The sequence below is a fragment of the Brevibacillus centrosporus genome, assembly GCF_046622605.1.
Classification (GTDB): domain Bacteria; phylum Bacillota; class Bacilli; order Brevibacillales; family Brevibacillaceae; genus Brevibacillus; species Brevibacillus centrosporus.
In genome coordinates this window covers 1,416,556-1,435,539 of record NZ_CP176856.1, presented here as the reverse complement: position 1 = coordinate 1,435,539, position 18,984 = coordinate 1,416,556, and the positions used below count along the sequence as shown (strand labels likewise).

18 protein-coding genes and 1 other annotated feature are annotated in these 18,984 nt (G+C 52.7%); of the genes, 3 read left to right on the top strand and 15 right to left on the bottom strand.

The features are described 5' to 3' along the window. Positions 1–14: 14 nt before the first annotated feature. On the bottom strand, positions 15–1,052 hold the full coding sequence (locus ACLIN2_RS07635) for a serine hydrolase domain-containing protein (protein WP_411503681.1): 1,038 nt from the start codon (positions 1,050–1,052) through the stop codon (positions 15–17). A 13-nt stretch (positions 1,053–1,065) separates the two neighbouring features. Then, positions 1,066–1,926: a MurR/RpiR family transcriptional regulator gene (locus ACLIN2_RS07630; protein ID WP_122924314.1), complete on the bottom strand. Its 861-nt coding sequence runs from the start codon at positions 1,924–1,926 to the stop codon at positions 1,066–1,068. 192 nt (positions 1,927–2,118) lie between these two features. Here ACLIN2_RS07630 and ACLIN2_RS07625 point away from each other — a divergent pair, with 192 nt between their 5' ends. After that, entirely contained in the window at positions 2,119–3,420 is a 1,302-nt protein-coding gene (locus ACLIN2_RS07625) for an amidohydrolase (protein WP_411503680.1), read from the top strand. A 239-nt stretch (positions 3,421–3,659) separates the two neighbouring features. Here the strand turns inward: ACLIN2_RS07625 and ACLIN2_RS07620 are convergent, their stop codons facing one another. Further along, a complete protein-coding gene (locus ACLIN2_RS07620) occupies positions 3,660–4,355 on the bottom strand; it encodes a metal-dependent hydrolase (RefSeq protein ID WP_411503679.1) in 696 nt (231 codons plus the stop codon). A 243-nt stretch (positions 4,356–4,598) separates the two neighbouring features. After that, positions 4,599–4,793: a hypothetical protein gene (locus tag ACLIN2_RS07615; protein ID WP_327930346.1), complete on the bottom strand. Its 195-nt coding sequence runs from the start codon at positions 4,791–4,793 to the stop codon at positions 4,599–4,601. Positions 4,794–5,040: 247 nt separating this feature from the next. On the opposite strand from ACLIN2_RS07615, the gene ACLIN2_RS07610 reads away from it, so the two are divergent. Further along, on the top strand, positions 5,041–5,637 hold the full coding sequence (locus ACLIN2_RS07610) for a hypothetical protein (protein ID WP_092266155.1): 597 nt from the start codon (positions 5,041–5,043) through the stop codon (positions 5,635–5,637). A 66-nt stretch (positions 5,638–5,703) separates the two neighbouring features. On the opposite strand, the gene ACLIN2_RS07605 is transcribed toward ACLIN2_RS07610, so the two are convergent. The 5 genes from ACLIN2_RS07605 to ACLIN2_RS07585 all read right to left on the bottom strand — a co-directional run bounded on the left by ACLIN2_RS07605 (position 5,704) and on the right by ACLIN2_RS07585 (position 10,821). Further along, the gene (locus ACLIN2_RS07605; RefSeq protein ID WP_400584298.1) at positions 5,704–6,891 is read right to left on the bottom strand and encodes a M20 family metallopeptidase; all 1,188 of its coding nucleotides are present in this window, start codon (positions 6,889–6,891) and stop codon (positions 5,704–5,706) included. A 36-nt stretch (positions 6,892–6,927) separates the two neighbouring features. After that, entirely contained in the window at positions 6,928–8,157 is a 1,230-nt protein-coding gene (locus ACLIN2_RS07600; protein ID WP_411503678.1) for a Zn-dependent hydrolase, read from the bottom strand. A 143-nt stretch (positions 8,158–8,300) separates the two neighbouring features. Next, the gene (locus ACLIN2_RS07595) at positions 8,301–9,599 is read right to left on the bottom strand and encodes a transcriptional regulator (RefSeq protein ID WP_092266158.1); all 1,299 of its coding nucleotides are present in this window, start codon (positions 9,597–9,599) and stop codon (positions 8,301–8,303) included. 71 nt (positions 9,600–9,670) lie between these two features. After that, positions 9,671–10,207: an HXXEE domain-containing protein gene (locus tag ACLIN2_RS07590; protein ID WP_411503677.1), complete on the bottom strand. Its 537-nt coding sequence runs from the start codon at positions 10,205–10,207 to the stop codon at positions 9,671–9,673. 29 nt (positions 10,208–10,236) lie between these two features. Further along, positions 10,237–10,821 carry a TetR/AcrR family transcriptional regulator gene (locus ACLIN2_RS07585; RefSeq protein ID WP_411503676.1) on the bottom strand — a complete coding sequence of 195 codons (585 nt, stop codon included), beginning with the start codon at positions 10,819–10,821 and terminating at the stop codon, positions 10,237–10,239. Positions 10,822–10,952: 131 nt separating this feature from the next. Beyond that, positions 10,953–11,217, top strand: a binding site (T-box leader). 79 nt (positions 11,218–11,296) lie between these two features. On the opposite strand from ACLIN2_RS07585, the gene trpS reads away from it, so the two are divergent. Beyond that, positions 11,297–12,286, top strand: coding sequence for a tryptophan--tRNA ligase (gene trpS, locus ACLIN2_RS07580; protein WP_122959734.1), 990 nt, complete (start codon positions 11,297–11,299; stop codon positions 12,284–12,286). A gap of 69 nt (positions 12,287–12,355) precedes the next feature. Here the strand turns inward: trpS and ACLIN2_RS07575 are convergent, their stop codons facing one another. The 6 genes from ACLIN2_RS07575 to ACLIN2_RS07550 all read right to left on the bottom strand — a co-directional run bounded on the left by ACLIN2_RS07575 (position 12,356) and on the right by ACLIN2_RS07550 (position 18,843). Then, positions 12,356–13,837, bottom strand: a complete 1,482-nt coding sequence (locus ACLIN2_RS07575) for a sodium:solute symporter family protein (protein ID WP_310228992.1) — start codon at positions 13,835–13,837, stop codon at positions 12,356–12,358. Next, positions 13,834–14,037 carry a DUF3311 domain-containing protein gene (locus tag ACLIN2_RS07570; RefSeq protein WP_122924304.1) on the bottom strand — a complete coding sequence of 68 codons (204 nt, stop codon included), beginning with the start codon at positions 14,035–14,037 and terminating at the stop codon, positions 13,834–13,836. Before ACLIN2_RS07570 ends, ACLIN2_RS07575 begins: the two co-directional genes overlap by 4 nt. Positions 14,038–14,132: 95 nt before the next feature. Continuing rightward, positions 14,133–15,329 carry a Zn-dependent hydrolase gene (locus ACLIN2_RS07565; protein ID WP_411503675.1) on the bottom strand — a complete coding sequence of 399 codons (1,197 nt, stop codon included), beginning with the start codon at positions 15,327–15,329 and terminating at the stop codon, positions 14,133–14,135. Further along, the gene (locus ACLIN2_RS07560; RefSeq protein WP_411503674.1) at positions 15,326–16,705 is read right to left on the bottom strand and encodes an MmgE/PrpD family protein; all 1,380 of its coding nucleotides are present in this window, start codon (positions 16,703–16,705) and stop codon (positions 15,326–15,328) included. The genes ACLIN2_RS07565 and ACLIN2_RS07560 overlap by 4 nt, the downstream gene beginning before the upstream one ends. After that, on the bottom strand, positions 16,702–18,093 hold the full coding sequence (locus tag ACLIN2_RS07555; protein ID WP_411503673.1) for a dihydroorotase: 1,392 nt from the start codon (positions 18,091–18,093) through the stop codon (positions 16,702–16,704). Before ACLIN2_RS07555 ends, ACLIN2_RS07560 begins: the two co-directional genes overlap by 4 nt. Positions 18,094–18,111: 18 nt before the next feature. Next, positions 18,112–18,843: an IclR family transcriptional regulator gene (locus ACLIN2_RS07550; protein WP_301171715.1), complete on the bottom strand. Its 732-nt coding sequence runs from the start codon at positions 18,841–18,843 to the stop codon at positions 18,112–18,114. Between the last annotated feature and the right edge of the window lie 141 nt (positions 18,844–18,984).

Genomic DNA, 18,984 nt, shown 5'->3' with positions numbered 1-18,984 from the left:
CATGCTCTATCAAGTCAAGCCCGCTTTAAGTGGGCTGTGACTGCATCGTGAATCATTGGCCGCAGCCGCCGCAATTGATGATCGCGCCCTAGATGTACTGCGTTTGTAAGAAAAATGACGGCCCACTCGTGTACAGGGTCGATCCAGATGCTCGTTCCTGTAAATCCGGTGTGACCGTAGCTGTCCGGATGAAAGGTAGAACCGCAGCTGAGAGGATGGCTGGGATCGTTGGACTGCCAGCAATACCCTCTGCGCTCTGTTCCTGCAGGTGTCTGACAGCGAATAGCAGCCGTTCGCCACTCTTTGCTGATGATGGCGCGATCCTCGTCCATCCAGCTTTGTGCGTACCGAGCCAAATCGTCTGCTGTGGCAAACAGCCCGGCATGTCCGGCGATTCCGCCCATCACGAAGGCCTTCTCGTCGTGAACCTCTCCGACGATGTACGCCCCCGTGAGCGAATCAAACTCTGTATTGGCAATATTTTTTATAGAATGATTATTCGGACAATAAAGAGTATGATTCATCCCGAGCGGCGCGAAGACGCGCTGGGTCACAAACTGATCAAGCCGCACGCCCGTTACCTTTTCAATCAAAAGGCCGAGCCAGATCATTCCCAGATCACTGTAGATGACCTTTTTTCCGGGTTCTTGGAGAAGCTTCTGCTGATATAGCAGGTCTGGCAGCAGAATTTGGCTTTTGCGCGTACGCTCCTCGAGGTCGGCAGGAAGACCGGACGTATGGGTAAGCAGCTGAGCGATGGTGATTGCCTTTTTGTCAGTGGGGCAATCGGGAAAGAAATATCCGATCGGGTCCTCCAATCGGATCTTCTCTTCTTGCAGCAAGAGCAGGAGGGCTGGCAGCGTCGCCGTTACCTTCGTCAGGGAAGCCAGATCGTACAGCGTCTCTCGTGTGACTGGCTGGCTTTTATCCACACTTGTAGTGCCTACATCGCAGGAGAAGGCTAGCTCACTCCCCTGCAAGACGCGCAGGGCTGCTCCTGGAAGCCACCCTTTGTCCACCCACTCCTGCAGCAAATCCTTCACATCGTCCATAGCCTCTTCCCCCTCAATTGGATGAGCGTTTTGTCCGACTCACAGCTACGCGCGTTTTTTCCAACAGCGGAATGACGTCCTCCTGCTTGCGGCTGACCATGGCGATGAACAAAATGTCGATTACATTCAGCTGAGCAATCCGCGACGCCATTGCGCCGCTGCGCACGCTTTTCTCGACCGAGCTGGTAAACAGCCGAATACTTGCCAAATCCGCCACAGGCGATGAGCCGAACTTCGTCAGACTGATGATCGTCGCCCCCTGTTGCTTGGCCTCCGTCAGTGATTGGATAATATCCTCCGTTTGGCCGGAGTAGGAAATGCCAAATGCCACGTCCTGCTCCGTCAAATTGACGGCAGAAGTCAATTGGGCATGAAAATCGGAATAGGCTTCGCACCACAGATTGATGCGGGAAAGCTTTTGTTTGATATCGTCAGCGATTACCGCAGATGCCCCTACACCATACACGTCAATCTTCCGCGCCCGGGACAAAGCGTCAGCAGCCCGCATGACTTCTTCACTGGACAGAACAGACAGGGTATCCTGGATCGATTGGATATTATTCCAGCTTACGGCCTGCATGATGGAATCAACCGAGCCCTCCATCATGATTTCCTGGTAGCTGCCGACTGCGGATGTCTGCTTGTTCAAATCACCTGCAATACGCAGCTTGAGCTCCTGGTAGCCTTTCATATTCAAGGATCGAGCCAGTCGAATGATGGTCGCTTCGGATACGCCGCTCAGCTCCGCCAGCTTTTGCACAGACAGTTTTACTACGTCTTCTGGATGAGCCAGAATGAACTGAGCCACTTTTCTCTCAGATGGCTTCAACTCGTCCAATATCGCTTGTAGACTGACAAGACCCCCATTTAGCATAAATGACACCGCTTTCTCCAGATCTTACCTCTCATTTTATGAAGCAATATTTCTTTAGTCAACCATTATCTAATAAACAATATTTCAAAAGCAGGAAAATAATGACTTCTCTGTCGATTCTCCCTCTTGACCTTTCCGTCGCGTGAAGCCTTACGCTTAGTACCAGAACGTGAATGAAGGAGGATTTTTCATATGAATAGCAGCAAACGTTTCGTAATCAAAGGGTGCCAGATCCTCACAATGGTCCGGGGAGACCAGCCATTCTTCGGAGACTTGCTCATCGAAGGCGGATACATCACCCGCATCGCAGCATCCATCGATCAACAGGCGGATCAGGTAATCGACGGAAAAGGCAAGGTCGCAATGCCCGGGCTGATCAACGCCCACAACCATGCCGGGATGTCCTTGCTGCGCGGTTTTTCTGATGACCTGAAGCTGATGGATTGGCTTGACAAAAAAATGCTTCCCGCCGAAGCTCGGATGACCAAGGAAGACATCTATTGGGGAACCATGCTCAGTGCTGCGGAAATGATCGCTTCCGGCACAACTGCCTTTGCTGATATGTACGTACAGATGGATGCTGTCGCACAGGCTGTCGTGGACAGCGGCATGCGTGCTGCGCTGACTCGCGGGCTTGTTTTTCTGGAGGATGACGGTGGACAGCGTATGAAAGAAGCCCTCGATCTCATTAAAAGCTGGACAGGCGCTGGCGACGGACGCATTACGACCATGCTCGGCCCGCATGCTCCCTACACCTGCCCTCCTCAGCCTTTGAAAGAAGTGATCGATCTGGCGCGCAGCCGGAATATCCCGATCCACATTCATCTGGCAGAGACGGTCGAGGAAGTGGAAAAAATCCGTGAACGGTATCAAAGGACGCCAACGGAATACTTGCATGAGCTGGGACTTTTCGCTGGCAATCACGTCCTGCTCGCCCACGGTGTTCACCTCACACACGCGGACATAAAGCTCTTGTGCGGCATGCGCGGCGGGGTGTCCCATAATCCCGTCAGCAATCTCAAGCTGGCTTGCGGCATCGCTCCCATACGCGGGATGATCGAGCAGGGAATTACGGTCGGTATAGGGACAGATGGAGCTGGGAGCGCAACGACGCTCGACATGTTTGCCGAAATCAAGGCTGCGGCGTGGATGCAAAAGCTGGACGCCGGTGATCCAACCGTCCTGCCCGCTGAACAAGCCTTGCGCATGGCGACGATCGAAAGCGCCAAGCTGCTCAGGATCGACTCGGAGGTAGGTACATTGGAGGTCGGAAAACGCGCTGATCTCATTCTCATCGACCTGAACAAACCTCATTTGCAGCCTGTGCACGACCTCTACTCCCTGATCGCCTACAGCGCCACCGGAGCTGATGTCGACACGACCATCGTCAACGGTCAGATCCTCATGCAAGGCCGTCAGCTTCTCAGCCTGTCCTGGGAGGAAACCCGCCTGGAGGCAGCAAAGCGGGCGAAACGATTAGTGGCGGGTTTATAGAACAGATGCCATAGGAGAACCCTTTATGGAGCCTTATGCTTATCCGCATTAGAAAACTTGGCTCCGCCAAGCTTTGCGGTGGAGGCTTAGTACCCGAAGGGCACAAGTCTCGCTAACTCTCTTCGTTCGAAGTCTCACTATGTTGCACTTATGCTGGCTAAGAATCTTATAAATTCTTACTGTACAAAAGAAGCCGCCTTCCTCTCGCAAAGGAAGACGGCTTTTCACGCTCGCGTGCCTTACGACAAACGCAACGATTCTCCTGGCTTCAATGCTTTCCCGCGAATATCCTTCTCCGCCAGCTCTGCTACAAACGCTTCGCCATCTTGCTTGATCGGTGGGAAGGTGTCGTAGTGAATCGGAATCACATAATCTGCTTTCACCCACTCTGCAGCTGTCAGTGCATCTTCTGGACCCATCGTGAAGTGGTCACCGATCGGCAGAAAGGCAAGATCGATATCGTGGCGATCACCAATCAGCTTCATATCGCCGAAGAGACCTGTATCCCCTGCATGGTAGACGGTTTTGCCACCGATTTCAATGACAAAGCCACCTGGCATTCCCATGTACACGATCTGTTTTTGATCGTCCAAAACAACCCCTGAGCTGTGGAAGGCTTGGGTCATTTTTACTTTACCAAACGGTAGCGTAACCGTTCCGCCGAGGTTCATCCCGATCGTTTTGGCGCCTTGCCAAGCCAAGTAGGTCGCCAGCTCATGCGTCGCCACGATCGTCGCATCATTGGCCTTTGCCAGCTCGACCGCATCCAGAATATGATCCTGGTGACCGTGAGTCAGCAAAATATACTTCACCTGGATGTCTTCCAGCTTTGTTGTCGCCTGACCATTTCCCGTGATGAACGGATCGATCATGATGGAGTGTCCTTCTGCAGTCAATTGAACGGAAGAATGTCCGTGAAACCTTACATCTAACATCGTTTCCCCTACCTTCTTCGTAGTCTTTCAATCTCCCTACTATGTTACCACGAAGGGGCGTGGGAATAAAATCCACTGCACGGGCGCAAATGTGCCGCCATCTCGCCAAGCTTTGTGGCGGAGCCTTAGTTGCACTTATACTGGCTAAGAATCCTATAAATTCTTACTGTACGAAAAAAGCTGCCGATTGCTCGACAGCTCGAGGGACCATGCAGGCTTTGTCAGTATGCGCGGTCTACTCTCTTAGCAGTTAGGGTCGTGTTCGGTTACCGCAATAATTTTGGAATCGCGAATAATGGTCCTGCGATTATTGTCATGCTCGCGGAGGATCAATGTCGTCGATTTTACTTCAACCAGTCGTCCAAAAAAATTGCCACGTACCGTTTCTACTTTTACATTTTTTCCTTGAAGCTTCTTCACCTGGTCACTAAATGCCATAGTCAATCCCTCCTTCTACAGCATCCTATGTACATTTGGCGTAGCCCTACTAGAGCAAAAGCGGAGAAGGACAGAAAATGTACTTGTACCCCTACATCATCTGTCCCGATTCCACGACTTTCATCACAGTCCGCCGGTATTTGTACGAACACTGCAGGAATTTGTCGCACGATTCGTTACAGGAAAACCACCATCTATCCAGAAACCGTATGGAAGATGGAAGGAAGAAAGACTGGAGGGATGAACGATGGGAAATGTCATTGAGCTTGTGGCACGGGAACGTACGTACAGCGGCAGAGAGGTTGCAGAAATGCTGGGGATTGGTGCAAGCACGCTGAGAAAGTGGAGCATGCTGCTCGAACAGCATGGCTACTGGTTTTTGCGAGACAGCCAAAACCGGCGGGAGTACAGGCAGCTGGATGTTGCCGTACTGCAGCGCTTTTACCGTTTAACCAAGGATCAGCTCTTCCCACAGGAGCAAGCGGCCCTCATGGTCGTCAATCATGTGACTGATGGTCCGATGCTTGCACAGCAAGAGACCGCTGTCACACTCGCTCCTGCGTTGAGTGTTCCTGCCTCCGTACCCGCTCCTGTTCAAACCAACAACTGGGAGGAAAAGCTGCATGCCCTTGCCGCTCACGTCCAGCAGCAGGACGCAGCCCATCACGCTTTGGTAGAACGTGTAGAAAAGCAGGAAGCCTATATCCGCTCCAGCCTGAAGGAACGGGATCGACGGCTGCTGAAAGCGATGAACGATATCATGGACGCCAAGGTACAGCTCGCCAAAATGAAGGACGAGCAGCGCAAAACCTCGATCTGGCACAAGCTGTTTCGCATGCAATAGCCAAAGGACAAGAAAAAACCTCCCGTCGCAAAGGACAGGAGGCTGATCATAACTGTTGCTGCGTGTTTATTCCACTTCCATCACGATTTTTCTCGCAGCATGGACGAACATTTTTACGCCTACCGCAAGCGCATCCTCGTCGATCGTAAAACGTGGATGGTGATGTGGATAGGTGATGCCTTTCTCCTTGTTGCCTGCTCCTACGTAGAAGAAGCAGCCCGGAGCTTTTTGCTGGAAGGCCGAGAAGTCTTCCCCGCCCATGGTCGGGCGCATATGATCAACCCACTCAGCTCCCAGAGCTTCTACGACAACGTCTTCCATCAACTGGGTTACTTCGGCATCATTGATGACTGGACGATAGCCAAATTCATAGGTGAATTCATAGGTTGCACCATGCGCCTCGGTAATCCCTTTGATTACACGCTCCATGAGCTTTGGCACTGTCTCGCGCAATTCTTTGTCAAAGCTGCGCACCGTTCCGCAAATTTCTACAGCTCCCGGAATGACGTTGTGCGTCGTACCGCCCACGAACTTGGTCACAGAGAGCACCAGATTGTCCAATGGATCGGTAGTGCGGGAGACGATATGCTGCAGGTTGGTTACGACCTGCGACGCAATCGCGATGCTGTCGATGGTTTGATGCGGAAGTGCTGCGTGACCGCCTTTCCCATACACGTTGATCCAGAACGTATCAGGGGCTGCCATCATCGGTCCAGGGCAGATCCCGATGGTTCCGTACTCCATAGTCGACCACAGATGGGTACCGATCACCAGGTCAACGCCGTCCATTACGCCTGCTTGCACCATTTCTTCTGCGCCGCCCGGATAGATTTCCTCAGCATGCTGAAAGAAAAAGCGCACTTCCCCTTTGATTTTATCCTTCATGCCAGACAGGATCTTGGCCGTTCCGAGCAGCATGGAGGTATGCCCGTCATGACCACAAGCATGCATGACACCCGGGTTTGTGGAGATGAAATCGAACGTGTTTTCCTCCGTGATTGCAAGCGCGTCAATATCCGCGCGCATCGCCAGCACCTTGCCCGGCTGGGAGCCGATCAGACGTGCCATGACACTGTTTTTGGTTGGACGTGAGAGCTCCAGATTGTCAAAGGTCGACAAGATATCATAGATGAACTGCGCCGTCTTCTCTTCGTGAAAGGACAGTTCTGGATGCTGGTGCAAATAACGCCGCCATTCAATTACTTGTTGCTTGACCTGCTCTACCGCTTGGTTTAGCTCTGCTGCTACTGTCATTTCCTTCTCCTCCTCCAAATGCCTCTCGTTTATCGCTTATTTCCCACTCGCCATAGAAAGCACGGTACGATACAGGACTTGTGCGCCGTTCCCACAATCTTCTTTGCTCGTATACTCCGCCGGATTGTGACTGATACCATCCTTGGATCTGGCGAAGATCATCCCCACGGGACACAGCTCGGTAAGCTGCATGCAATCGTGTCCAGCCCCGCTTGGAAGGGTAATCGTCTCGAGTCCCTCGGCCGCACACGCAGCCTGAATCGCCGCCCGAATTTCCTCGGAGCACACAGCTGGATTGATCCGCTGCAGCAGTTCTACTTGCAGCTTGACACCACGTTTGGCACAGATCGCTTCTGCTTCGGCCATGATCGCTTGCTCGACCTGATCACGCACCTGAATATCCACGTCCCGCAAGTCCAGCGTAAATTCTACGCGTCCCGGAATGATGTTGACGCCTCCCGGGAAAACCTGCAGCTTTCCGACGGTTCCGACACTGATTTCCTGACGAGCTGCCTGGCGCTCGATGACGAGCATCACTTCTGCTGCTGCTGCCAACGGGTCTTTTCTCATGTTCATCGGCGTGGCACCTGCGTGACCGGCCTCGCCCTCCAGAATGAACTTCAGCCAGAGCGGACCTGCTACCCCACTGACGATTCCGACAGACAGATCGCGGCTTTCCAGTACTTTTCCTTGCTCGATGTGCAGCTCCACGTACGCCTTTACGCTGCCAGGCTCTCTCGCTGCCTTGCTGATCTGAGCTGGGTCAAGGCCGACGTTTGCCATCGCTTCGGCAATCGAAATCCCTGCTTCGTCCCGACTGACCAGCTCGTCCTCTTTCAGCAAGCCCGCAATACCGCGGCTGCCGATCATTCCGTAGCCAAAGCGGGTACCTTCTTCATCTGTAAAAGCAATCACTTCGATGGGATGCTCGGTCTCAACGCCATGCTCATTCATGGTTTGCAGCGCTTCGACACCGGAGAGCACGCCGAGCGGTCCATCGAAATTCCCTCCGCTCGGTACCGAGTCCAGGTGAGAACCAATCAATACCACAGGAGCATTTGGGTTTGTTCCCTCTTTGCGGCCGATCAGATTGCCTACCTCATCTTCTCTCACAGAGAGTCCCGCTTCTTTCATGAATCCTGTAACCAGGTCTTTGGCTGCACGCTCTTCCGGGGAAAAAGACAGCCTCGTGATTCCTCCCACTTCCTGAGTACCAATGGAACTCAGCTGCATCAATCGGTCCCACAAACGATCCGCATTGATCAAGATGAAGCACCTCCTCGTACGTCTATTTTTTACGTCGATTCTTTAATAACGGTTGATTTTCGGTTATGTCCTTTAATTGTATAGTAGTCTGTCTATTTTGAAAAGGATAACCCGAGTTGTCGATTCGGATTTTTTCTAGAAAGCTACCACGTAATCCGGTAAACTTTGCGAGGACGTCCCCGCGGATTCGGGCTTTCTTCTCCAACCACCTTCGCGAGCCCTTTGGATTCCAGCTCCATGAGGATTCGGCGAGCGCTGCGCGGCAAGATTTGCATCGACTGCGCCAGCTCATGGGCATTGATCTCCATGGTCTTTCGCTTGCGGAGAATCGAGTCCAGCTTGGATAAGGTGAGCACGCTGAGCGATGTTTGTTCGCCGAGCTTCTGCAGCCGTGCAGAGACACTGCTGTAGGACAGCTGCTCACTGCTGCCCAATGGGCCAACAATGCTCTTGTCGTCAAAAAACACCATCCAGTTGGCAGCCCCTCTCTCCTTGGCATGGAGCAAAGCCGTTCCCGCATGGATTTCCGCTTCGTTGGCCGTCTTGCCAATCCCGATCCCGCATGTGACAGCGTCCGCCTCGATTCCAAAGCCTTCCTCCAGATCCGGCATCGTCGTAAAGCCAGTCGTCGCGTTCTGCAATATGCCTCGGGTCGTAAAGATGGCATAGCGTCCCGGTCCCGCTGTTTTTAACGAGCCGTGCAAATGCTTGGCGTAGCGCAGCAGCTTTTCCATCGTCTTGATTTCCGCATTTTGCCAGTCGTCTGTCGCAAACGTGCCTCCTGCCAGCTCGCGGAACGGGTCGATCTCCATCATCTGCACCGCGATCTGTGTGTCTTTGAAGTGCAGCATTTCATTGGTTCTCAGCAGCATGTGGATCACTGCCTGCACACCTGAACGAGTCGGAAGGACACGATGCACGGGTACCCCCCTTTCCCGCAGCTCCAAATCAGCCGTACGCAAGCAGGTCACCGCCGCACGGGTCTTGCCTTCCTTCCACAGCTGCTCATGGTAGTCGGCGAGCTCGCCTGCCGTGATCACGCCATCGTAATGCTTGAGCCAGCGATGACCGCCCTCGATCCCTGCTTCCTGCAGAAACAGGTCCAGCTCATCGACAGAAAACGTATCGAAGCTGACATCCTGAACCCGGATATTTTGTTGATGGGACAAATAAAGCAGTGTTCGATACAGGCTTGCCCCCATATGCGGGACATACGCCATGGGGACCTTCACCTTCCCCCATGCCTTCACCAAGCTGTACGGTACTTTACCGGAAAATAGCCACATATCCGCATCGTGAACGTGCGGCTCTAGTAAATCAACGATGTCTTCTTCCTTCCAATAGACGATTTTCAGACATTCCAATTCCGAAAATTCTCGTGTGACAGACTCGATAATCTCCAAGGAATCGTCCGCGCCCAAGACCCCTAGACGTAGCTTCAAGGCGTGCCCTTCTTTCCTTCGATGTTTCTTTTACGATAGCAGATATGCGTTTGCGAGGAAACGCATGCTTCTTACGTATCCTTTGGCTTGCTGACAAACTGCCCCAAACGATGGGCGCCATACAGGAGCGGGATGATCAAAACGACGTACGGCAGCGTGCTGAACACAGTCGACCAGGTGATCACTCCCTCGGCAAACAAGCGGCTATACGCGAATAAGCCGTAGGGCAGCGTCAAAGTGACTGCAGTCACCACACCTGGCGTGTATGTGCGCAGCAGAAGACTCTGACCGATGTGGGTAAAGCTGTGCAGGAAAAGCACGTGCAGGCAGACGAGAAAAAACGGCAGAAACGTTCTCTCTTCCCAAGTGAAAATGGTTAGTATGACAGCGGAAGCCAGTACCACGAAGATACAGGTGACCGCTACTGCAAACTGCGCCGTACTCATGGTCAGCGACGGTTCGACCATCCCTTTGAACCAGCGCGGAGCTTTCCTGATGACGACCCCTTTGTGCTTTCCCAGCCACTTTTCTACGACGATCAATTCTTCCATGTCATGCAAGACAAAAACGACCAGCAAGAGCCAAATCCAGCTCGTTACCTCCAGCATCACGCTACGCCTCCCATGCTTGATTCGGATTAGGCTTGAAGCATACCGCCCGCCAGCAGAGCCACGGCTTCATCTGCGAGCTGCTCCGCCGTCTTTTCTCCGGTCAGCAAAAAGCGAATGGTTAGCCGATACAGCATCGCCACGATGGACTCAGCTGTTACCTCGACAGACAAATTCGCCTTCACATGACCTGCCTCCTGATTGCTCCGCAGATTGTCGGCTACGATCCCAGCCAGCTTGCGATGCAAGTCTTCCCCCTCCGCTGCCTGAGTCAATACGATGGTGGTCAGCTCTGGCATTTCCATGAAAAAGCGAAACAAGTCCAGCAGATTTTCCTTCAATCTGCTTTGCACCTCGTGCGATTTCAGCGGTGTTACTTTGCGTCCCGCATCGGATAGCTCCCAAAGCTTTTTGAAAAAACGATCCATGAGCTCCTGATAGAGCAATTCCTTGCTTTCGAAATACAAGTAAAACGCTGCCTGCGTCAAACCAGCCCGGCGAACGATGTCACTGACTCGCGTGCGATGGTAGCCCTTGGCAGCAAATTCGGATGCCGCTGCTTGCAACAGGCGCGCACGGCTCATCTCTCCTTTTCCGACTTTCGCTTGTGTCATGGGTTCACCTCAAAAAGTAACTCCGAAGTTATATAACTCTAAAGTTAGTTTTACATTTTCTGGATCACCAGTCAAGTACCCCTTGCTTTTTTCAAAATCACTAGGTAAAATGATTGCTCAAAGGGAAACATTTGATGGCAATGAGGAAGAAGAGTAGGCATTTGATGAGACTTCAGAGAGCTGATGGTTGGTGCGAATCAGTGTCAAGTGGATGTTGAATGGGCTTCCGAGCTCCAGACCGAACCCGCTTTTTTGCTGGCGACAGTAGGCTCTGGCGTATTCGTCCGTACGTTATCATCGGACACCGTATCATAGGTACGGGTTAAGAGATTTTGCGCATGACTTTTTGTGTGCGTGAAATAACAAGGGTGGCACCACGGTTCATTCGTCCCTGTCCAGGGCGGATGGACCTTTTTGTATTTATGTGAGCTTTTCTCCAAACGACTATGGGAAACAAGAAAGGAGCTTCACCACTATGAAAACCATTTTCTCCGGCATTCAGCCCAGCGGTATTCTGACCTTGGGCAACTACCTGGGCGCCATGAAGCATTTCGTACCCCTCCAGGAAGAATTCAATTGCTTCTACTGCATCGTGGACCAGCATGCGATCACGGTTCCGCAAGACCCTGCCGTTCTGCGCGAAAACATCCGTCGCCTGGCTGCCCTCTATCTGGCTGTCGGCCTCGATCCTGAAAAGGTGACCCTGTTCATCCAATCCGAAGTGCCTGCTCATGCCAAGCTGGGCTGGATCATGCTCTGCACCTCCTACCTCGGCGAGCTTGAGCGCATGACCCAGTTCAAAGACAAATCCGACGGGCGCGGTGAATCTATTCCTGGCGGTCTCTTGGCTTACCCGCCTCTGATGGCAGCAGACATTCTTTTGTACGACACCGACTTCGTGCCGGTTGGCGAAGACCAAAAGCAGCATCTGGAGCTGACCCGCGACCTAGCGACCCGTTTCAACAACCGCTACAGCGAAGTCTTCAAGATCCCCGAAATTCGCTTGCCGGAAACAGGCGCACGCATCATGTCCCTGCAAGACGGCACGAAGAAAATGAGCAAATCCGACTCCAACGTAGGCGGATTCATCTCCATGCTGGATGACCCGGATACCATCACGAAAAAGATCAAGCGCGCGCAGACCGACTCTGACAGCGCGGTACGCTACGACAAAGCCGAAAAGCCTGCCGTATCGAACCTGATGACCATCTACTCGCTTTGCTCTGGCAAGTCGCTGGAAGAGATCGCGTCGATGTACGAAGGAAAAGGCTACGGCGCTTTCAAAGGCGATCTGGCTGAAGTCGTGGTAGAGACCCTGCGTCCGATCCAAGACCGCTACAATCAGCTGATCCAGACCTCCGAGCTGGACGATATCCTCACAAAAGGTGCCGAAAAGGCGAGCGAAACAGCAAACAAAGTGCTTCATCGCGTGGAAAAAGCAATGGGTATGGCTCGCCTCGGATAATCGAGGAGAAAACGAAAAAGACGGGCAGAGACATCTCTGTAGCCCGTCTTTTCGCTATTCGGTCAGTCTTTACTTCGTTGTTTCCGAAACCGTCATCTGTCCCGGCTCTGTTACTTTTCTCGTAGCGAGGCTCGCCACCAGCATCACGATAATATTGACCACCAGGGCGAATACCCCGTTGTTCAAATCCTGAATCCACTGCGGCATTCCTGCGAACAGCATCGCCATCGTCGTTTTGGTAAAGGTCATGTAGACCACGATCCCTACCCCAAAGAAAATCCCCAAAAACGCGCCCTGCTTGGTAATGGCATTGCGTTTCATCAAGCTGCAATAAAGAGCGGGTGCGAGCTGTGTCACGAGCGAGAAGGACGTGAGGTACAGCGTTGCCAGTGTGTTGTTCTCGCCGAGAGCCATTCCTCCACATACGAGAGACAAGAGAACGACAAACACTTTGGCTACCTTTGCCGAATTCTTTTCCTCTGCCTGCGGTCGAATGTAACCGTATACATTCTTGGTTAGCATGGTTGCCGTCGACATCAGCATCATGGAGCCTGGTACCAGCGTGGACAACAGACCTGTCGCACCGATGATACCGACAAACCAAGGATCAAAGGTCTTCATCGATAGCTTCAGCAGGGCGTAGTCGCCATCTGCCCCCACCAAGCCCGGTACTTCCACAATCGCGGTGAATCCGACGAAGTAAACAAACAGGATCATCAGGGCATACAGCGGAAGTAGAATCGCATTGGTTCGGAAGGTTCGAGCACTTTTGGCGGCAAAGATCGTCGGCGCATTGTGCGGCCACATGAAATAGCCAAACGCACTGATCGCGACTGTTGAAATGAACCAGCTTAGGCTCATGCCTTTTTCAGGGAAGGTCAGAATGCCTTCTTTAGCTGTATTCACTGCTTCAAACATTTGTTGAATGCTGCCATGGTAATGGATAGGCAAATAGATTCCGAGGAACAGGATCACAAAGAAAATGAGAAAATCTTTGACGGTAGATGTCCATGCCGATCCGTGAATACCGGAAATCATCACGTACACCACCAGCGCCACCATCCCGATCAGAATCGCGACACTAGGAGATATCGCTCCATAGGACGTAGCGGATACGAGAATCCCCATCGATTTAAACAAGAGGACAATATAAGGAACCAGCGCTACAACCCCGACGATCGTTACGAACACACCCAAAATCGGGCTGTCGTATTTCGAGGCGAAGAACTCCGATTGGGACACCAGATTATGCTTTTTGGCATATTTCCAGATCGGAGGCAAGAGCCAATAGGAGGTCATCGCGCCCAGGGTCGTAAAGGCGATCAGATAAAAGCCGACTGCCCCTTTCGAGTAAGCAAGACCGCTGGTGCCGAGCAAGGTAAAGACTGAGTAGGTTTCACCCGCAAGCAGCAGGAAGACAAACAAGCTGCCGAAGCCACGGCCACCAATCGCCCACTGCTCCATCCCCATGTCCTTCCCTCTGCGCGCCATGATGCCAAGAAGCAAGCTCACCAGCAACGCACCGAAGATGATCAGCATCGCACTATTCATTCGGCTTCCTCCTCTTGCTTATTGATCGGGTCCAGCTTATAGATGATGCCCATGATGACCGCTGTCATGACGGTCCAGAAAAAGAACCAAAACATCAAGAATGGAAGTCCGAATACGTATGGCTCCACTTTATTGACAAAACCAGTGCCCACGAGAATAGCCAGAAACGGCAGCACTCCGAGCAGATAGTATGCTTTCATGCAGTAAGCCCCCTTTTTCGTTGCGGGTATCTGAAGTGAGCGGCCGTACCACCGATCTGTAACAAGGAGTGATACGACCTTCCCTCTACACGAGCTTATTGATATTTCTCGATCAACAGCTGCAGTGTTTCTAGCATGACATTGGCGCCTGCCTCGATATCCTCCCACGAGGTGTACTCCTCTGGATGGTGGCTCACACCGTCTTTGCTAGGAACAAAGACCATCCCGACATCGGTAAGCGCAGTCATTGAATTGGCGTCGTGATTAGCGCCGCTAAACATGTATTGGTACGACTCGCCGCGCTTCTGGCTGGCTTCGTCGATACACGCCTGCATGGAGTTCGGCAGCGATTGCGGATGCTTTTCTACTGCAATCTCGATCTGCGCCTCAATTTTATCGCTCGCCCATGCTCGAATCTGCGCTTCGATGCCTTTCATCTCTTCCCAGCGGCTACCGCGGATTTCGATCATCAGGTCGGCTTGTCCAGGCACGACATTGGCCAGATTCGGTGAAATGGAGATCTCCCCTACGGTCGCGACGATATCGCTATTGGCAGCGACAGCCAGACGGTTGACCTCCTGGATCAAGCAAGCGGCATCCACAAGTGCGTCTTTACGCAAATGCATCGGCGTTGTACCAGAATGGCTGGCTCTCCCCATCACTTTTACGGATAGTCTCAGGATTCCCGCAATGGCAGTCACGATGCCGATTTTCTTTTCATTCGTTTCCAGCAGAGCACCTTGCTCGATGTGCAGCTCTACGTAGCATAGATAGTCTTCTCGGCTTCGTTTTACCGCCTGCACATCCTCCCAGGAAAAGCCCACTTGTGCGAGCTCCTGCTCAAAATCCTCCGAGCTCTTCACCAAGCCTGCTACTGCCCTGCTTCCGAAGGTTCCTCCGAGAAGGTTGGCTTCTTCCCCGACGAAGGCGATGAGCTCCAAAGGAACTTTTGGCTCACATCCACTCTCGCGCATCGTTTCCAAGCATTCCAGCCCGACGATGACGCCTAACGCTCCGTCGTACAAACCGCCTTCGGGCACGGTATCCAGGTGAGAGCCGAATGAAATCGCCGGTTTTCCTGAATCCCCCCATCTGCCAAAGACATTCCCCACTCGGTCTTGTGTGACAGTAAGTGATTGATCAGTCAGTTTCTCTTTTAACCAATCGAGCGCCTTCTTCTCTTCGGCGGAGTACGCCAGTCGCGTATAGCCTTTTTCGCCTGCATTCGCGATGGCGCCAACAGCCAGCAAATTGTGTTTTAAGCGCTCCAGATTAATCTTCATCGCTTTCATTGTGATCCAGCTCCCCTCTTTCCCGTCGATGCGGCAAGTCGCTCGAGCCACTCACCAAAATCGTTCACATCCGGCAAAGCTAGAGCTTGATCGATGATCTCGTTCGTTTGATCGCCGCTGCAGACGCACACAGCCAGCATGCTGGCAAATTTGCCGAGCAGCTCTTCTCGTGGAAACGGCTGATCGTAGTTGCCGGAGGCCGCATCGACAAACGCGCGATACGTGACTCCCTGATGGTCGGTGACTGTGACGCGGGCAGCCCGCTTGTTTGGCAGCATCGCCGTCATTTCGGGGTCTTCGGTTACCTCGATCCGCTGCGCCAATTCCCGTACAGACCTATCGGAGAAAATCTCTCCCGCAAACGAATCGTAGAGAGAATGCCCATGCAGGATCGCCGATAGCAGGAACGGTATGGAGAACTTCGCGGACAAAGCGTTCACCGGGTTTGGATCGTTCAAGCGTGCTGCCAAGCTATAGGTCTCCACTTTTGCCGAAGCGATCTGCGAAGCATCCAGCCTCTCTTCCTTTTGCAGAGCGAGCAGAGCATCGATCGCAGAATGCGAGAAGCGGCAGGACGGGTACAGCTTGAAGTAGTTTTTGTCCAAAAGAGGCGGTGCCCACAGATCCGACTCGAACAGCTCGTAGCGGATTCCTTTGGACAGGATCGTTCCCCACAGATGATCGACGACGTGCTCACTGCTGCAAAAGCCCGCCTCTTGGAACGTCCATGCCTGCAGGGCGAGAAAGCTCCCAACACCGGAATACAGATTGCGGACGGTCATACCGGTGACAGCTGCCTCCCACGAAGTAGCGATCGGCAGGGAAGCGGTCAGGAGCGCAGCCTCTACGATTGCCTGTTTGTCCTTTTTCATCAGCAAGCCTGCTGCAACTGCGCCCCCGACATTTCCCCAGGTACCGTGCGGATGCATGTCGTCGTTCATGTTGCTGGCATAAGCCAAACGAGAAGCGACTTCGTAGCCGATGACAAAGGCACGTAGGATTTCCATCCCTGTCGCTTTCTCTTCCCACGCCGTGATGAGAATGGGTGCCAGCATGTGAGCGGCGGGATGTCCTTTGGCAAACTGGTTGCCTTCATCGAGCTCGTTGCTCACAATCGCCGTACCGTACAGCATCGCAGCGTGCTCCTTCGTCGTGTACAGCCCTGTACCCAGCACCGGAATCGAATGCTTCTCATCCTTTTGCGACACACCTACTACCGCAAGATACCCTTGCAGCTCTGGAGCGGCGAATCCGAAGCAGGAGGAAAACACCGTGTCTGCTACCATCCAGGTTGCCCGCTCTCTCGTCGCTTGCGGGATGTCCTCGATCCGTTTGTCCAGAAGCTCGCTTAGCATGTGCGTGAATCGGCTGATCATAGGCCGCGTTTCCCCCCTACAGGCGCCCCTTTATAGGCAGACCCTGGTACAAAGGAGCCAAAGCCCGGCTCAACCGTTACTTGCTCGCCATCGTATACACTCGTTCCGCGAACGATCGTTTGGATGATTTTGCCTTTTACCTCTTTTCCGTGGAAAGGAGAGATTTTGGAGTGGGAACGGAATTGGTTTTCATCGATTACCCACGTCGCTTCCGGATCGATCACGGCGAAGTCAGCATCGAAGCCGACTGCGATTTTCCCTTTGCCCGGGATTCCGAATACTTCGGCAGGGTGCTGGGACATTACTTTCGCGAACTGTACTGGTGTCATGGTGCCTTTGGCTACCGTGCTGTCAAACATGAGCGGGGTCATGATCTCTACTCCCGGCATGCCAGAGGATGCTTTGAAAATGTTGTCTTTGCCTGGATCTTTATGCTCTGCTCCCCACGGTGCGTGGTCAGAGGAGATCAGCTCGATATCGCCTGCCTCCAGATGCTGCCACAGTCCTGCTACTTCCTCCGGATGACGCAGCGGCGGGTTGTTTTTCGCTTTTGGACCAAACTCATCCAGAGCGTTTATATCCAGCAGCAGGTACGGGTAGCAGGTCTCGCAGGTCACTTTTACGCCTTGAGCTTTGAACTGCTTGATCAAATCGATGGTACGAGGATGGCTCACATGGACGATGTGCAGCTTGACGCCTGTCCAGTACGCGAATTCCATCAGCTTGAGCACAGCACTCGTCTCCGTCAGAGGCGGGCGCGTCTCGTTGTGCGCTTTTGGATATACCTTGTTCGCCTGTTTGTATTCATCGATCATATCTACGATAATCTCGTCGTTTTCCGAGTGGAAGGCTGCCCGCAAGCCTGTCTGTTCGATCAGCTGCATCGCCTTGAGGATCTCTGGATCGGGAATGCGCGGGAAGCGATAGGCATCCGTCTCGAAGGTCGACATTTTAAAGGCAACGGCTCCTGCTTCTGCAAGCGGCACGATCTGTTCGGTACCGCCTGTTTTGGAGATCGTTCCCCACAAGCAGATGTCGACAACGGCTTCTTTCTCGAGCTGTTGTACCTTTTTTTCAAAGATTTCTACATTGGAAATGGGATTCGGCAGGTCGTAGGGCATGTCTAAAAAAGTCGTGATGCCTCCTGCTGCCGCGGACATGCTTGTCGGAATGAAGCCCTCTTTCGGATTACTGAAACAGTGGACGTGCACATCAATGGTACCTGGGAACACATAAGCGTTTTCAAAATCGAGTACCTTGTCTCCCTGAAGCTGCTCTCCCGCAGGCTGGATGGTCGCGATCTTGCCATCCTTTACCCCGATCTGTCCCGAAATCACGCGGTCTTCGCCAACAATCTTGCCTCGTACTACCAAATCGTACTTCTCCATTATGTCTCCCACCTATCTTTACAGATAGCGCTGGATCGACTCCACAGCTGCTTTCAGCATGGCAACCAGTTCTTTTCCGTCCTTCTCGAGCATTCGGTCACGCGGTCCCGCGATGCTCAGCGATGCGGCTACTTGCTGATTGGAATCTAGGATGGGTACACCGTAGGAAACGACTCCTTCGTCGATCTCGCCGTCCGAGAAGGCATAGCCTTTTGCTCGTATATCAACGAGGTCTGCTCGCAAGGCAGCCAGATCCGTAATCGTCTGATCGGTGTGCTTGCGGACATGTCCCTCAGCGAACAAGCCTTCGAGGACCTCGTCTCCCAAATAGGCCAGCAGCGCTTTGGAAGAGGCGCCGCCATACAGAGGGACGATTTGTCCTTGCTCCGAGGAAACCTTGATCGGCTGATGCGAAGGGACGGCCTCGAGGCAAACTGCCTGCAGATTGGAGTGAACCAAAAGAATCGACGTCTCTCCCGTATCTTTCGTCAGCTGTCTCATGACCGGCTGCGCAATTGCGGATATGTTCATGTCCAAACGAACGATTTTCGCCAGTTTCAAAAAGCGGTAACCCAAGCTGTAGTGGCCATTGGCCGATTCCATGACGTAGCCTTTTTCTTTCAGCAGCCGCAAATGACGGTAAACAGAGCTCTGGGGCTGACCCAGCTTGTCAGCGATCTGCGGAACGCTCAACGCTCTTGTATCAAAATCAAATAAATCCAAAATGTCTAATGTCTTTTCAGCGCTCATCGGTATGTGTATCCTTCTTTCTTCTAGTGATCTCCCTCCTAACAGATTAGCACATGAGCGGATCATGCACCATTATCAATATTTGATAATTGATTATCAGTTATTAAATTTTATGTATTTACTATAGCGTACGTGGAATCC